This is a genomic window from Chryseobacterium subflavum (genome assembly GCF_055762745.1).
The window spans coordinates 1-16547 of record NZ_JBVTMR010000004.1 but is presented as its reverse complement, the minus strand read 5'-3'; the positions used below and the strand labels follow the sequence as shown (position 1 = coordinate 16547).

Below are 16547 nucleotides of genomic sequence, written 5' to 3'. Positions count from 1 at the left end.
AAATCTTATCTTAAGCCACCGGCAACCCAAAATAGAATGTACTTCCCTGATTGGGTGCACTTTTTACTCCAATTTCTCCATGTTGTTTTTCGATAAAGTTTTTCGAAATGGCCAGCCCTAGGCCGGTTCCGTTCTGATGTTCTCCCGGTACCTGAAAGTAGCGGTCGAAAATCTGGCGGTGGTATTTTTCATCAATTCCACTTCCTGTGTCTGTGATGCTAAATGAGATCATTGCTTCAGACTTCTCTACCAGTATTCGGATGTTTTCGTCCTGAAAAGAATGTTTAATGGCGTTACTCAGGAAGTTATTCATCACCCAAACGGTTTTATCAAAATCTGCGGAAACAAGATCTTCTTCACTTGTGAGAAAGTCGGTGCTGATCGAAATATTCTTTTGCTCCGCTAGTTTTTCAACATTTTTAATAGCGGTAGCAACAATTTCTTTCGGTGAGCAGCTTTTAATATTCAGACGGATATTTCCGGTTTCCACCTGCGACAAATTTAAAAGCTCACCTGTAATATCCAGGAGTCTTTGCCCGTCATCGTTTATGCTTTTCAATAATTCCTGTTGTTGGTCATTAAGTTCTCCGAATTTCTGATTCCCTAAAAGCTGAACCCCCATTTTTATAGCCGCAATCGGGGTTTTTAACTCATGGGAAATCGTTGCTATAAAATTGGTTTTTGCAAAATCCAGCTCTTTGAAAGGGGTGATATTCCGGAGAAGGATTACCTTTCCGATATATTTTTTTTCCTTTTCGCCTGTTTTGGCAATATTAATGGGAACAATTTCCTGTTCGAAATAGTTCTCCTTATTATCAGAGACAATTTTGATCGGATCTTTTACAGGATGGTCCATATTTTTAAGCAGCTCCCTGATCAGGTCATTGTTTACAGCAACTTCATGAGCTGTTTTGCCAATAATTTCTTCCTTACGAAGGTTGGTGATTTTTAAAGCTTCATCATTGATCATGTAGATATAATGATTTTCATCAAGTCCGATGACAGCATCATGCATATTATTAACCAATGTTTCGATCCGCTTTTTATCCATCAGCTGTGTAGAAAGGGTACTGCTTTCGTATTCCTGTAATTTCTCTGCCATGATATTGAAAGAGTTGGCCAGATCATTGAATTCTTCGCTTCCTTTAAAATGAACCCTTTCATTATAATTTTTATTGGCGATCTGCTTGATGCTGAAGGTCAGTTGGTTGATGGGCTCAGCAATAGTCTGTGGCAAATTAAACAAGAGGATAAAAGCGATAAGAAAACATACAGTTCCTAAACTTACGATCCAGAAAGTAGCGCGCTCTGCGGTTATGATTGCTGTATCGCTTTTACGTTCAATTCCCTTCATATTTAATGACATGATCTTTACTAAATCTTCACGGATAAGCTTTTCTTTTTTATAATCAGGTTGCTTCAGATAACTGCTGAAGTGGATCTTCAGATTCTGAGTGATTTCTTTTTCGCCGATTTCTGAAAGGTTATGTTCCTGTAGTGCATTATTTTTTTCGAAATCTCTGACGGAAACAACGCTGTCTGTGCTCATTCTGTCCAGGGCAATCAGCATATTTTTAGAATACTCAAGGCTGTTGTAATTGGCTGTAAGGATTTTCTCGGTGTCTGATTTTAGTTTATTGATGTACACAGAGCCGATCACTGACAGTAAAACGATCAGTAAAAATAAAAGACCAACGCCTAATGTGAGTTTAGTTTTAAGTTTCATTACTCTTAAGATAAAATGATAATGTCTATCTGTCGTTCGTTCAATCGGTTCATTAAGGTATAAATCCAGCTATATCCCGAAATTCTTTGCCAGAAATGAGAATGTGGTTTTCCAATGCAAACCGTTGTAATATTATGCTGGATCACATAATCCAGAATCCCTTTATGAACGCTGTTTTCCTTTATCCTGATTACTTTAGCCCCCATTTCCTGTGCTAAATTAAAATTATTAATTAAATATCGTTGCTTATTTAGGGCTATTTTTTCCGGATTTTCCGAAGGTTTCTGTACATATAAAACTGTCCACGGACTGTTGTAATAACTTGCCAGACGTGCTGTTTTCCGGATAATATTTTTGGCAATTTTCTCATTACTGCTTATGCAGGCGAGGAATTTTATAGGCTTAAAGTTTTCAGTTTTAATTTCCGTTTCTACCTTTCGTTCAACATGGGTAGCAACTTCTTTTAAGGAAAGTTCCCGGAGCTGAAGAATATGTCCGCTTTGAAAGAAATTGTTCAGTGCTGTCTGAATTTTATCTTTTTTATAGATCTTTCCTTCTTTCAACCGCGTGAGAAGCTCATCAGCCGTTAGATCTATATTCACAACTTCATCAGCAAGGGCTAGAACTTTATCCGGAACACGCTCAGTAACCTCCACACCGGTAATCTTTTTTACCTCTTCGTTCAGGCTCTCAATATGCTGGATGTTCATTGCGCTGATGACATTGATCCCATTATCAAGAATTTCAAGGACGTCCTGCCATCTTTTCTTATTTTTTGAACCTTCAACATTTGTATGAGCCAGCTCATCGACAAGAACCACTTCCGGATGCTCATTAATAATAGCCTGAAGATCCATTTCTTCAAGATTTTTACCCTTGTAGAAGACAGATCTTCTTGCTATTTCAGGAATGCCATCAACCAATGCCACGGTTTCTTCCCGACCGTGGGTCTCAATATAACCAATCTTTACATCAATACCATTTCGTAACAGGGCATGAGCTTCCTGAAGCATTCGGAAGGTTTTTCCCACACCTGCACTCATTCCAATATAGATCTTGAATTTCCCTTTTTTGGATTTTTGAATCAGTTCTAAAAATTGTTTTGCTGAAGACATTGATTTTATTCTTTTTAATTTAATTTTAAACACTTTTTATGTGATTAAATGATATTATTAAAACCAGGCTGCAAGGCTTGCTGTAATGAAAAAATTACCTTGTTGCATTTCATTATTCTTTACAAAGATCGCATCCTTAGAGGTAAAGCCTCTGGCTTCTGTACGGAAGACGACGTTTTTTAAAATGGCATAATCAACATTCACAGAATACCCAAAGGTTTGAAATCCGTTTGGTGTTTTTGTATTGATAATGACCCCGTTTTTATCATTATAATATTCTAATCTTCCACCTAAGGTCCACTTATTGTCAAGCTGATATTTCATGAGGACATTGGGAGTATACCAGATATTATATTGCTCACTTCCTTTTGATTTCTGTTCCGCACCGATATCAAAACCTATTACGGTAGAAAACTTTTCTGTCACCTGGAAAATCCCATGTAGATCATGGAAGTAACGCATTCTTTTATCGTCTTTTGGCTTATCATTTCCTATAAATGAACTGCTGTTTAGTGTTATTTTATCATTAGGTTTGAAGGTTAGCTGATGTCCAAAAGAAATGGTTTGATTTCCGTCCGGCTTCGCTATCCTCTGCCATCCGTTCAATATCAATCCGCTTAAAAACCATTTTCCACTATCTGAAGTGTAAGAAATTTTGGCACCGGTTTCAAAATAAGGGGAGTTTTCAGCGGCCAGACTTCTGGTCAGATTGATGTTGTCTTTTCCTATTGCGCTTTCCCATCCGATATGAGATGGCATTATCCCCGCATCGATCCATAAATTTTTATTTTTTGAAATTTTAATTCCAATATTTGCTTCATTTACATAACGTAAGGCGTTCTGTTCTGCTGCCATATTATCTTGTGCATAAGTTCCTGCCATCAAGGCGAAATTGGCACGGAGATGATCACTTTCGTAAGAAGCTTTTACCAAACCTAAGTTAAGATTTACTTCGTTATGTCTGTTGTATGAATACAAGAAATTTTGGCGAAGATGATTACTGGGTTCATTGAAATCATAAGTGTAAAACAGTTCTGCATAAGCAGAAAATTTTACTTTAGGACTCAGTTTCATTGAATCTGAAGATTGTGCTTTCGGAAAAAATATTCCTAATAGTATTCCAACAACAATATATTTTTTCATGTGGTTTTAATAGTTAAATGATATTATTACAATCTGAACATTACAGCGAGTGTAAATCTGCTGTCAGACTTTCTCAGATCCGGTCTCCATGATTCTATAGGAGTATCTATCCATCCATCCGGACTGGTTGTTCCTTCTCTTCCGGCAAAATAGGGGATATTGCTTTTTCTGAAGCCATATTCTAATCTGAAGGTCACAAACTGATTAGGCATGATATCTACTGTTGCTGTTCCCTGAAACATTTTAAGTTTTTCTCCTGATGCAATTGCATCGTTGAAATCATTCTGAGCAACAGGAGAAGGTGAAAATGCTAAATAAGCTCCCGGATTCGAAACCGCATCCGCTCTTAAAGTTAAAGCAATTTTATTATGGTGAAACCAGAGTCTGTTAGCAACAGAAGTACCAATCATATAATTGTCCCTGGCCTTTATACCGCCTCCACTTTGAAACCCGTAATGGTTATTGATACTGAATGCTGCCTGTGATAAGCCTTTACTTTCTTTATTTTTATAGTATCTGGCTACAATACTGTGGTCGTGGTGAAAACGGCGAACTCCAGGGTTGTTTCTTGTATCTTTTCCGTTAAGATAAAAATTAGCTACCAGCTGTAGATTCTCTGTAGGACGATAATAATTGGAAACCCCTAAACCAAGACCCGTATTCCAGGAATTGTAAGTTTGCCATCCATTGAGAACCCAGATCTCAGTTTTAAATTTTTTTGAAGGATAAGCCTGAATTCTTGCTCCCTGAAAATAGAAAGGGGTAAAATCGCACACCAAACTTCTCTGGTAGTTCCAGTTTTCTCCCAGTACATAACTTTCCAAGCCGATATAGCTCATGAAAATTCCTGCTTCCACATTCAAGCCGTGCATTACATTAAAGTGATAACCTGCTGCTGCTTCACGGATATATTTTAAATTACCTACGCTCGTATTTTTACCGTGATTTACAGTTCCATCAAGATCCTGAACGATAGAGCCCATTTGTCCGTACTGTAACCATAAACGACCGATTACATTCTTATAATTGGTCTCTAAACCAATACTAGCCATATTAATGGTCACTTCATTAGAGCGTCCTATAGCTGAGGAAATAGTGTGTGTGTTATCTTTTGGGCGGTTAAAATCATAATTGTAATAAGCGTCCACATAGGTTACACCTGTAAGTATAGTTTCTCCATCTTTGTCTTTTAGGGTTAAAGGAAAATCGGTTTGACGATTCTGACCGTTGATCCACGTCAGGTCATATCCATCAAAAGGAATTCTTGATTCCGTTTTTGTGATTAATGAATCTTTGGGTTTGCCAAGAAGGGAATCTTTTTTTATTTCCTGGCCGTTGATTTGGCTCAAAGCAGTAAGTCCTAAGAAACATGCTGCATGAAAAGTTTTTGATTTCATTATAAATATTGATAATAATGTGTTGCAGTAATGGTGGAAAAGGCTTTCCACTATAAAAGGGGGTTAAAAAAATGAATTCTGTAAACGGTAGGAATATTTTTATGATATAGAAACGAAATCTTTTCGTAATGGGAAACTTTGATATCCGTTTAGTTAGAATTTTAGATTACAGAATTCATTATAAGCTGAGGTTCTTTTTTGATTACTAATTTTAATGTAAAGGAGATCTGCTTCTATTGTAATTTATCTAAAGCAATGTTGAGCTTCAGTACGTTGACTTTTGAAGGTCCAAAAAGTCCCAATAGGGTTTTTTCAGTATTTGTTTTAACAAGACTTTCAATTCTGGCCTCAGAAAGATTTCTTTCTTTTGCCACTCTTTTTACCTGGTAAAGAGCTCCTGCTTCTGAAATATCAGGATCCAACCCGCTTCCACTGGCGGTAACAAGCTCTACAGGTACTTCTGTATCTTTCATTTCAGGATTCTGCATTTTTATAGTATCGATTCTCTTTTGAACTGTTTCCAGATACTCCTTATTACTTGGGCCTTTATTGCTTCCGGCACTCCCCGCGGCATTATAATTAGCTGCGGATGGACGGCTGTGAAAATATTTTGGCGACTTGAACTCCTGTCCGATATTAGCGTAGAACTTCTGGTCCCGATAAGTAATGGTTTCTGCATTTCCCTGTGTAGGAAGTAATTTTGAACCTATCAATACAAAAAGTAAATAAAAGCCCGTACAAACCAGCATGACGAATGTTAATTTTAATGCTGAAATAAAATAAATTTTCATTGTTTTAAATTTTAAAAGAATAAACTGATAAACAGATCAATAAGTTTTATTCCGATGAATGGAACGATTACACCTCCTAAACCATAGATCAAAAGATTTCTTCTGAGCAAAGCACTTGCGCCAATAGGTTTATAAGCCACACCTTTCAGTGCCAGTGGAATTAGTGCAGGAATGATAACCGCATTGAAAATGATCGCAGATAATATCGCAGATTCAGGGCTATGAAGATTCATGATATTCAACTTCTGAAGAGCTGGAATAAAAGTGATAAACAAAGCCGGGATAATAGCAAAATACTTAGCCACATCGTTCGCAATGCTGAAAGTGGTAAGGGTTCCACGGGTCATCAATAATTGTTTTCCGATCTCTACAATTTCAATCAGCTTCGTAGGGTCATTATCAAGATCTACCATGTTTCCGGCTTCTTTTGCTGCTTGTGTCCCACTGTTCATGGCAACACCTACATCTGCCTGAGCTAAAGCCGGTGCATCATTCGTTCCATCTCCCATCATCGCAACCAGTTTTCCGGACTGCTGTTCTTTTTTGATGTAGTTCATTTTATCCTCAGGTTTAGCTTCAGCGATAAAATCATCAACACCTGCCTTTTCTGCAATAAACTTGGCCGTTAAAGGATTATCTCCGGTTACCATTACGGTTTTTACACCCATTTTTCTTAAACGCTGAAAACGTTCCTGGATTCCTGTTTTAATGATATCCTGTAGTTCAATTACTCCCCATACTTTCTCGTTAACCGACACCACCAACGGAGTTCCTCCGTTTTCAGAAATTTTAGTGGTTGCATCCTGAGTTTCCTGAGGAAAGATATTTCCTGCTTTTTCAGTTAATTTTTTAATCGTATCGTAAGCTCCTTTTCGGATACGTGTATCTTCGAAATCAATTCCTGACGTCCTTGTCTCTGCCGTAAAATCGATATAAGTAGGGCTGGAGACAATCAGGTCCTGAGGCTGTAGTTCACTCAGCTCAATAATTGATTTCCCTTCCGGTGTTTCATCCGCTACAGAACTTAAAGCTGCCGCTTTAATAAACTCATCAAGTTGTATGTTATTGGCAGGATGAAACTGGGTTGCTTTACGGTTCCCAATGGTGATGGTACCTGTTTTATCCAGAAGCAGAACGTCAATATCTCCGGCTGTTTCTACAGCTTTACCACTTTTGGTAATCACATTTGCTCTTAAAGCTCGGTCCATCCCGGCGATACCGATTGCAGAAAGCAAACCTCCAATTGTTGTCGGGATCAAACAAACGAAAAGGGATATAAATGCCGCAATAGTAATTGGGGTTTGCGCATAGTCTGCAAAGGGTTTTAAAGTAAGGGTAACGATTATAAAAGTAAGGGTGAACCCTGCTAAAAGTATGGTTAATGCGATTTCATTAGGTGTTTTTTGTCTGGATGCACCCTCAACAAGGGCAATCATTTTATCAAGAAAAGATTCACCGGGTTTTGTGGTTACTTTCACTTTGATACGGTCTGAAAGTACTTTGGTACCTCCGGTTACAGAGCTTTTATCACCACCTGCTTCACGAATGACCGGGGCACTTTCCCCAGTAATGGCTGACTCATCAATTGTTGCAAGCCCTTCGATGATTTCACCATCCATAGGAATCTGATCACCCGCTTCACAAAGGAAGATATCTCCTAATTTCATTTCAGCAGACATTTTTAATGTAGTCTCTACCTGAAATCCGGGCTTGTTGTCAACAATTAGTTTAGCAGGAGTTTCTTCACGTGTTTTTCGAAGGGTATCAGCCTGGGCTTTTCCTCTTGCCTCAGCAATGGCTTCAGCAAAGTTGGCAAACAATACGGTGAAGAATAAAATGATAAATACTAAAAAATTATATAAGAAGCTTCCCTGTGTTTTATCACCCGTTAAGCTGAATAAGCTTACGATGAGCATAACGACGGTTCCGACTTCTACCAGAAACATCACTGGATTTTTAAACATAATTTTCGGATTCAGTTTTACGAAAGACTGTTTGATAGCCTCATTGACCAAATCTTTTTGAAATAATGTTTGTGATTGATTTTTCATTGTTGAAAAGAATTATATAATTGTTAATCAAGAGGAACCATTAAGGTTGGTTAAAATATAAGGTGAGGTATGGATAATATTATTCAAGTGAATGTTTCTATGATATCAGACTAGTTTGAATTTCCTTGATTTCAGATCCTTAATGGTCCTGTTGATTTTTACTTGGTAGTGTTCACGTTTATTTAGAAGAATACTGGATTTGCTCTGCAATAGGTCCCAGTGTCAATGCAGGGAAGAAAGATAATGCTGCTATCAGAAGTATCACCGCTAGAGTCATAAATCCGAAAGTTGCAGTATCTGTTTTTAAAGTACCGGCACTTTCAGGGATATATTTCTTCTGAGCCAGGTATCCTGCAATCGCGATAGGACCGATAATAGGTATAAACCTTGAAAGCAACAGTACGATTCCTGTAGAGATATTCCACCATGGAGTATTATCGCCTAATCCTTCAAACCCTGATCCGTTGTTGGCAGATGAAGAAGTGAATTCATATAGCATTTCACTGAAGCCATGGAATCCCGGGTTATTCAGCGTTTTGGCTCCGAACTCAGGGAAATAAGCCGTTAATGCTGTCCCCACAAGAATTAAAAACGGGTGAAATAAAGCCACAATCATCGCAATTTTCATTTCTTTGGCTTCGATTTTTTTACCCAAAAACTCGGGTGTTCTTCCCACCATTAATCCACTAATGAATACAGCCAGAATAATAAAAATGAAATAGTTTAAAATTCCGACACCACAACCTCCGTAAAAACAGTTGATCATCATGGCAAGAAGCTGATTCATTCCTGAAAGAGGCATCATACTGTCATGCATTGCATTGACTGAGCCTGTAGAAATAACAGTTGTAGCAATACTCCAATATCCCGAAGCAGCACTTCCAAAACGTATTTCTTTGCCCTCCATTGCACCTAACTGATGATCAGCACCCATCTGTGTGATCAGTGGATTTCCATGGATTTCATTTAAAATGGTAGGAGTGGCCAATGCCAGAAAGCCTATGGTCATTACTGAAAATATCGTCCATGAAAGTCTTTTCTTTTTTAAATAAAATCCCAATGCGAATACCAAAGCGAATGGAATGATCATCTGAGTAACCATTTCTGTCATATTAGTTAAGTAATTAGGATTTTCAAGAGGATGTGCCGAATTGGTTCCAAAGAAGCCTCCACCATTCGTTCCCAAATGCTTGATGGCAATAAAAGCCGCAGCGGGACCCCTGGAGATATCAACTTTTTGTCCTTCCAGAGTAGTGATGTGATCCTTTCCTTCAAAAGTCATCGGACTTCCGTTGGCAGAAAGAATCAGAGCAACAACAATACTTATTGGGATCAGGATTCTGATCATGGATTTAGTAAAAAAATCAAAGAAGTTTCCCAATTCTGTTGTTGTCTTTTCTTTAAATGCTTTGAAAAGTACGGCCATAGCAGCCATTCCGGTTGCAGCAGTTACAAATTGAAGAAACATTAAATACAGCTGGCTTAAATAACTGACTCCCGTTTCCCCTGAATAATGCTGAAGGTTACAGTTGACTAAAAATGATATTGCCGTATTAAAAGCAAGATCGGGAGACATATTAGGGTTTCCGTCGGGATTTAAAGGAAGCCAGGATTGATTGAGTAAAATGAAAAATCCAATAATCAACCAAACCAGATTGATACTCAACATGGCAAACATATTTTGCTTCCATGTCATTTGACGGTTAGGGTTAATTCCGGATATTTTATAAATTAATTTTTCAATGGGCTGAAAAACAAGATCCAAAAAAGTTTTTTTATGGCCATAAACATTAGCAATATATTTTCCTAAAAATATTCCTATTACCAATGTGATAACAAACATTGCTATGATGCCTAAAATTTCTGTGTTCATGATAGATTAAAATTTTTCTGGTTTTATAAGAACATAGCAGATATACACGAAGGCCAGTATTGAAAGAAAAAGCAAACTCCACATAGCTTTATATTTTATCAAAAAATTCAACGGACTTATACAATAGCCAAAATAAAATGGCGCTCAGGATTAATAAAATTATCAACATCATCTTATCATAATTAAGGTTAAAAGGGTAAACAGTACATAAGACACGATCAGGAAGCTGAACTTCGAATGACGCCGTGTTTTGAATGTTTTTTTTGAAATAGTCATTTTAAAATATTTATTATGTTATCCCTAATGCCAAAAAAGAATCCATTCTTTTGTTTTTTATTTTAATGTTTTGTATTACAGTGTTTTATTGGTATTTTGAAAAGGTGTTGAAAACAAAAAAGCCTATCAAAATGATAGGCTCTTTATTAAAATGATAGGCTCAGTTTTATCGTAATCCGTATTCTTCCAGCTTGCGGTATAATGTGGCAATACCGATTTCCAGAAGTCTTGCAGCCTCGGCTTTGTTTCCTTTAGTATAATGTAAAACTTTTTGTATATGTTCTTTTTCTAGTGAACGGATGCTTAAAGAATCCTTATCACCGGTCACTTTTTCTGAGTAGTGCGGAAGGCTCTCAGCATTCAGAATATTCTCGTTCATTAATATCAAACTTCTTTCTACCGTATTTCGCAATTCGCGGATGTTCCCTTTCCAGTCATTTTTTTCCAGTGTTTTATAATACTCGGGAGACACCTGTACAGCGCTGAGGTGCAATTTATGAGAGAACATATCAATAAAATTCTTTGCGAGAATTTTTAAGTCTTCTTTCCTTTCACGAAGAGGAGGTAGGCTAATCTCAAAGACATTCAATCTGAAATACAGGTCTTCTCTAAAGTTTCCTTGTTTTATTTCTTCTTCCAGGTTTCTGTTTGTAGCAGCGATCAACCTGAAATCTGACTTCGAAACCTTGGTTTCACCCATTTTAATGAATTCATGGGTTTCAAGAACACGGAGTAATTTAGCTTGAAGCTCTATAGGCATTTCTCCGATTTCATCTAAAAATAAAGTCCCACCATTAGCTTCTTCTACCAAACCCTTTTTGTCTTTTATCGCTCCCGTAAATGAACCTTGTTTATGGCCAAAAAGTTCGCTTTCAAGAATTTCTTTGCTGAATGCAGAACAGTTGATGGCAACAAAATTATTTTTCTTCCTCTCACTTCCGTCATGGATAGCGTTGGCAAAGACTTCCTTTCCTGTTCCGGTTTCTCCTGTTAAAAGTACTGTAGCATCCGTTAGAGCAACCCTTTCCGCCAATTTTTTAGCCTCCAGGATGGCAGGTGAATGACCGATGATCTGATTAAATCCTTTTTGTGAATCCTTCTTCTGGACAATTTTAGATTTATTATCCTTTACTTTATCCAGTGCTTTATACACCAAAGGAATAATTTTATCATTATCATCCCCTTTTACCAGGTAATCGTAGGCGCCGTTTTTCATTGCCTGAACCGCATCCGTAATATTTCCGAAGGCAGTCATAAGAATAACTTCCTGATGCGGATATTTTGTTTTAATGGATTTTACAAGCTCAACTCCAAATGCATCCGGAAGCCGGACATCGCTTAAAACAACATCAAATTCGTATTGCTCAAGCATCGTCATGGCAGAACGGGCAGTAGAAGCTTCTTTAACATTAAAATCTTCCTGAGTAAGAATCATTCCCAAAAGTTTGAGAAGTTTAAGCTCATCATCGATGATCAGAATATTTCCGGACATGGTATAAATTTTAGGTAAAACCTTATGCAAACTTAATCAAACTTACAGATACAAACCGAATGTGAAAGATTTTATTTATTGTAAAATGTATTATTGGATAAAGTACCATATGATCCTGGTCGGTAATAAATCGCCTTTTCAATTCGGCAAATTGGCAATTCAGCAATTCCACTTTTTGAATTGCCATCATAGATGTAATAATTATAAAAGTAATATGCTTTCTTTTAGTATTCCTTACATTTGTAAAGCATTCTGTTTTAATGAATGAAAATGAATTTACATATGACGGACAAAAGATACAAGGAAACAATTCATACTGATAAAAACAACTACGAATATATAACCATTACTCACGATGAAAACGGAGTCAGAATCTATACCCTTAAAAACGGATTAAAAGTATTTCTTGCCCAGAATTTTGATTCACCAAGGATTCAGACCTATATTCCCGTAAGAACCGGAAGCAACAATGACCCTTCTGATAATACAGGGCTTGCCCATTATCTGGAGCATATGATGTTTAAAGGAACCTCAGGAATCGGAACCCAAAACTGGGAAAAAGAAAAGGTTTTGTTAGATCAGATTTCAGAATTGTACGAACATCATAAGGCAGAGGCAGATCCTGAAAAGAAGAAAGAAATCTATAAAAAAATAGATGAGGTATCCCAGGACGCCAGTCAATATGCTATAGCGAATGAATATGATAAAGTGATCTCATCATTGGGAGCAAGCGGAACTAATGCTCATACGTGGTTTGATGAGACGGTTTATAAAAACAACATTCCCAGTAACGAGCTTGAGAAATGGCTGAAAGTTGAAAAAGAGCGATTTTCAGAAATTGTGTTACGTCTTTTTCATACCGAGCTGGAATCAGTATACGAAGAATTTAACCGGGCGCAGGATAATGACTCGAGGTTAGTAAATTATGAACTGATGGATGCTCTTTTTCCTACCCATGCCAATGGCCAGCAAACAACCCTGGGAAAAGCCGAACATTTGAAAAATCCTTCCATGAAGGCGATTCACAAATATTTCGATGAATATTATGTTCCTAATAACTATGCCATGGTCATGGTTGGTGATCTTGACTATGAACGTACGATTCAGCTTATCGATCAATATTTCGGAACAATTCCTTATAAAGAATTACCAAAGAAAACTCCGGTGGTAGAACAGCCTCTCCGGGGAATTGTAGAAAGAACTGTAAAAAGTCCGACCACACCGAGGGTTCAGATGGCCTGGAGAACGGATAGCTATGGAACCCGGGAAGCTATGTTGGCAGATATTACTGCAAATATTATGAGTAACAGGGGGGAAGCCGGATTACTGGACCTTAATATTAATCAGACCCAACGGATGTTATGGGCTCAGGCATTTTCAGTAGGACTAAAGCAATATGGATATTTTTCAATTGTGGCTGTTCCTAAAGAAACCCAATCTTTGAAAGATGCAAAGGATATGGTTTTGGAGCAGATAGAACTGATCAAAAGAGGAGAATTTCCGGATTGGATGCTTCCTGCCATCATCAATGATTTCAAACTTCAGAGAATGAAGGCTCTTGAAACCGCTGATGGTTTGGCTACCAATCTCTATGATACCTATATAAAAGGAAGAACCTGGGAAGAGGAGCTTAATGAAATGGATGTATATGCTTCATTCACAAAACAGGATGTTATTCATTTTGCCAATGATTTTTTTAAGGACAATTATGTTCTGATAAATAAGGAAAAAGGAGTTAATGACAAGCTGATCAGGGTTGAAAACCCCGGAATTACACCGATTAAAATTAACAGAGATGCTCAATCGGAATTTTTAAAACAGATTTTAGCGGAAAAAACGGAAGATATTCAACCTGAATTTATTGATTATGATAAAGAGATCATAACCGGACAGGTTAAGGATAAGAAACTTAGCTTTGTCAAAAACAAATATAACGATATAGCACAGGTCTATTTCATTTTCCCGCTTGGAAGCGATCATGATCGTGATCTGGCAATATCAACGCAGCTGCTCCAATATTTGGGAACTGAAGATTATGCTCCTGAAGATCTGAAGAAAGAGTTCTTTAAAATTGGTGTGAGTAATGATTTTAAAACAACCAATGATCAGTTAACGATTTCATTGAGCGGTTTGGAGGAAAACATTGAAAAAGGAATTAGCCTTCTTCAGCATTGGATGTATAAAGTAAAGCCGGATCAGGAAATCTACAAACAGTTTGTCGAAACAGTTCTTGAAAACCGTGAAGCGATGAAAAAAGATAAAAACCGGATCATGACAGCTCTAACGAATTACACCAAGTTGGGCGAATTTTCCAGGTTTACAGATGTGATTTCTAAAGAGGAGCTTCAAAACAGTGAAGTTGAAATATTTACGGACAGAATGAAAAGAATGTTCGCGTTTCCATACCAGATATTCTTCTACGGAAAAAATCTGGAGAATTTCAAAACGTATATTGACAATTATGTTGAGGTTTCAAGCCTGGAAATTCCGGAGCCTAAGAAATATCCCGAGCCTGAAACCGATGGGAAAGTGAATTTCATCAATTATGATATGGTACAGGTTGAAATGAGCAAAATCGGTAGAGGGCACAATATCAATACTGCTAACTTGGGTAAGATTAACGTTTTCAACGAATATTTTGGACGGGGATTGTCTTCCATTGTATTTCAGGAGATCCGGGAGAGCAAGAGCTTAGCTTATTCAGCATACGTTTCTTATGCTGCAAATTCAGAATCCGGACACCCGGATTATGTAACGACATATATTGGGACACAGCCTGATAAGCTACAGATTGCCGTAGATACGATGTCTGAACTGATGAATGAACTCCCTGAAGTGCCCATCCAATTTGAAAATGCAAAAAGTACAGCTCTGAAACAGATCGCTTCTACGAGAATTACCAGAACGAACATTTTCTTTAATACATTAAGATTAAAGAAAATCGGAATTAGTCATGATTTCAGAAAAGATATGTATGAGGAAATTCAAAAGTTGGATTTTAGCGGGATAAAAGAATTTTACCGGACAGAAATAAAACCCTTGCGTTTTAATACAGCTATTCTTGGCAAAAAAGAAAATCTTGATATGGACGCTGTCAATAAAATGGGGAGTTTTAAAGAAGTCAGTTTAAAAGATATTTTTGGACATTAGATATTAATATATAATATACTAATCATATTAAACCCCGAAGAAATTCGGGGTTTAATATTTCATAACCTTTGATTAAAAATATAAGCTATGCTTTTTTCTGCATTATTGAACACTGCAGTAAAAAATTAATGGGAGCTTAACAATTTTATAATATGTAAGAAATTCTTATTTGTAAATATTGAGTCAAATTTGTCCACCGAAATATTATTAGTATTCTGTATATGGAACTTTTGCTGTATTGTCTTTGAAGGTAAAATTATATAGAATGCTGGTATCAGAGAAACATTGACTATGAAAAGAAGAAAATTTTTGACAAATATTCCGCTTGCCATTTCAGGGGTACTTCTGGGAGGACCTGCAGCCAGCTTGCTGGCCGAAGCTCCGAAGGATGATATAAGCAAAAAAAAGAAACTGCTGTTTACTGTAGCTCACATTACAGACGTACACTTACCGGCAGATCCTAAAATAATGGAAAGGTTTGTAAAATGTCTTAAAGAAATCAAAAACAGGAAAGTAGATTTCTTCCTTAACACAGGAGATTCCATTATGGCTGTGGACCGGGAAAACTCTACCCGTCAGGAAGTATATGACCAATGGAATGCCTGGGATAACTGTATGAAGGAAATTGCAGACTATGATATGTATAGTTGCGTCGGAAATCATGACATCTGGTGGGCAAGTGAAAAATCAGATGAAATGCATGGAGTTCCCTATGCGGCCAAAAGACTTAAAATGCCTAAGCGTTATTACAGTACTAAAAAAGAGAAATGGCATTTTATAATGTTGGATGGCAATAACTCTGGTATTACCCTGGATCCTGAACAAATGAACTGGCTGAAACAACAATTAGAAAATATTCCGCAGGGAGAATATGCATTAATTATGTCGCATTATCCTATACTTACGGTTACAGGATCCTGGGAAGGAGGGCAGCATAAAGACCATAATGCATTGAAAGACTTGTTTTATAAGCATAAAGATAAAGTGAAAGGCTGTCTTAGTGGTCATCAGCATCTCCTCGACAGAGCATGGTATAATGATGTATATTATTTCTGTAACGGAGCTATGTCAGGATTCTGGTGGGGAGAAGGAGACAAGCGTTCCGCGAAACCTTTCTATTATCAGGAAACACCACCGGGATATGCTATATTAAAATTTTATGATGACGGCTCATTTGAGAATGAATACATAATTCATCATTATTAATACCTATATATTATGTAAACAGAGACTGGCTTTTAAGTCTGTCTTTGTTTTTATAGTACTTTATAAACATTCAGAAATCTGGATTGTCTTATTATTTTTAATTTTTGCAATACCAATTAAAAGTTTTGTCTCCGGTAGTCAATAAGTTATGGATATTATGTTAAAAAAGTTTATCAAAAGCTTGGCCGGTATCATTAAAGTTTATACTTTTGCCCCACTGAAAACGAGAGATAGTAGGTAGCGCAGAAGAGAGTAATTATAAACGAAAGATTTAAAAAAAATAAATAATAATTTATTTTGAAAATTGAGAAAAGTTTGTATCTTTGC

The 16547-nt window shown here is 37.0% G+C and carries 11 protein-coding genes; 2 read left to right on the top strand and 9 right to left on the bottom strand.

Features of this window, described 5'->3' with window-relative positions; genetic code table 11:
- Window positions 1-10 precede the first annotated feature (10 nt).
- The 9 genes from AC0INN_RS17400 to AC0INN_RS17360 form a co-directional block, all read right to left on the bottom strand.
- Entirely contained in the window at window positions 11-1726 is a 1716-nt protein-coding gene (locus AC0INN_RS17400) for an ATP-binding protein (protein ID WP_306614264.1), read from the bottom strand.
- Window positions 1727-1731: 5 nt separating this feature from the next.
- Window positions 1732-2841, bottom strand: coding sequence for a sensor protein KdpD (locus AC0INN_RS17395; RefSeq protein ID WP_172284147.1), 1110 nt, complete (start codon window positions 2839-2841; stop codon window positions 1732-1734).
- A gap of 57 nt (window positions 2842-2898) precedes the next feature.
- Complete coding sequence (locus tag AC0INN_RS17390) at window positions 2899-3984, bottom strand: porin (protein ID WP_306614262.1); 1086 nt, start codon at window positions 3982-3984, stop codon at window positions 2899-2901.
- A 26-nt stretch (window positions 3985-4010) separates the two neighbouring features.
- Window positions 4011-5381, bottom strand: coding sequence for an outer membrane beta-barrel protein (locus AC0INN_RS17385; RefSeq protein WP_273650877.1), 1371 nt, complete (start codon window positions 5379-5381; stop codon window positions 4011-4013).
- Window positions 5382-5614: 233 nt separating this feature from the next.
- Window positions 5615-6172 (bottom strand): potassium-transporting ATPase subunit KdpC, encoded by a 558-nt coding sequence (gene kdpC / locus AC0INN_RS17380; RefSeq protein ID WP_306614260.1) that lies wholly within the window; start codon window positions 6170-6172, stop codon window positions 5615-5617.
- 11 nt (window positions 6173-6183) lie between these two features.
- Window positions 6184-8223: a potassium-transporting ATPase subunit KdpB gene (gene kdpB, locus AC0INN_RS17375; RefSeq protein ID WP_172284155.1), complete on the bottom strand. Its 2040-nt coding sequence runs from the start codon at window positions 8221-8223 to the stop codon at window positions 6184-6186.
- A gap of 178 nt (window positions 8224-8401) precedes the next feature.
- The gene (kdpA, locus tag AC0INN_RS17370) at window positions 8402-10096 is read right to left on the bottom strand and encodes a potassium-transporting ATPase subunit KdpA (RefSeq protein WP_306614256.1); all 1695 of its coding nucleotides are present in this window, start codon (window positions 10094-10096) and stop codon (window positions 8402-8404) included.
- 6 nt (window positions 10097-10102) lie between these two features.
- Window positions 10103-10180, bottom strand: a complete 78-nt coding sequence (locus tag AC0INN_RS17365; RefSeq protein WP_373428029.1) for a potassium-transporting ATPase subunit F — start codon at window positions 10178-10180, stop codon at window positions 10103-10105.
- A gap of 358 nt (window positions 10181-10538) precedes the next feature.
- Complete coding sequence (locus AC0INN_RS17360; protein ID WP_306614254.1) at window positions 10539-11864, bottom strand: sigma-54-dependent transcriptional regulator; 1326 nt, start codon at window positions 11862-11864, stop codon at window positions 10539-10541.
- Window positions 11865-12146: 282 nt separating this feature from the next.
- Between AC0INN_RS17360 and AC0INN_RS17355 the strand changes: the two genes are divergently transcribed.
- Window positions 12147-15014, top strand: a complete 2868-nt coding sequence (locus tag AC0INN_RS17355) for a M16 family metallopeptidase (protein ID WP_306614252.1) — start codon at window positions 12147-12149, stop codon at window positions 15012-15014.
- 291 nt (window positions 15015-15305) lie between these two features.
- Window positions 15306-16220, top strand: coding sequence for a metallophosphoesterase family protein (locus tag AC0INN_RS17350; RefSeq protein WP_273650883.1), 915 nt, complete (start codon window positions 15306-15308; stop codon window positions 16218-16220).
- The last annotated feature ends 327 nt before the right edge of the window (window positions 16221-16547 follow it).

Excerpts from the sequence above, each read along its gene's own strand:
- AC0INN_RS17400 (WP_306614264.1), bottom strand. The coding sequence starts at position 1,726 with ATGAAACTTAAAACTAAACTCACATTAGGCGTTGGTCTTTTATTTTTA.
- AC0INN_RS17395 (WP_172284147.1), bottom strand. The coding sequence starts at position 2,841 with ATGTCTTCAGCAAAACAATTTTTAGAACTGATTCAAAAATCCAAAAAA.
- AC0INN_RS17390 (WP_306614262.1), bottom strand. The coding sequence starts at position 3,984 with ATGAAAAAATATATTGTTGTTGGAATACTATTAGGAATATTTTTTCCG.
- AC0INN_RS17385 (WP_273650877.1), bottom strand. The coding sequence starts at position 5,381 with ATGAAATCAAAAACTTTTCATGCAGCATGTTTCTTAGGACTTACTGCT.
- kdpC (WP_306614260.1), bottom strand. The coding sequence starts at position 6,172 with ATGAAAATTTATTTTATTTCAGCATTAAAATTAACATTCGTCATGCTG.
- kdpB (WP_172284155.1), bottom strand. The coding sequence starts at position 8,223 with ATGAAAAATCAATCACAAACATTATTTCAAAAAGATTTGGTCAATGAG.
- kdpA (WP_306614256.1), bottom strand. The coding sequence starts at position 10,096 with ATGAACACAGAAATTTTAGGCATCATAGCAATGTTTGTTATCACATTG.
- AC0INN_RS17365 (WP_373428029.1), bottom strand. The coding sequence starts at position 10,180 with ATGTGGAGTTTGCTTTTTCTTTCAATACTGGCCTTCGTGTATATCTGC.
- AC0INN_RS17360 (WP_306614254.1), bottom strand. The coding sequence starts at position 11,864 with ATGTCCGGAAATATTCTGATCATCGATGATGAGCTTAAACTTCTCAAA.
- AC0INN_RS17355 (WP_306614252.1), top strand. The coding sequence starts at position 12,147 with ATGACGGACAAAAGATACAAGGAAACAATTCATACTGATAAAAACAAC.
- AC0INN_RS17350 (WP_273650883.1), top strand. The coding sequence starts at position 15,306 with ATGAAAAGAAGAAAATTTTTGACAAATATTCCGCTTGCCATTTCAGGG.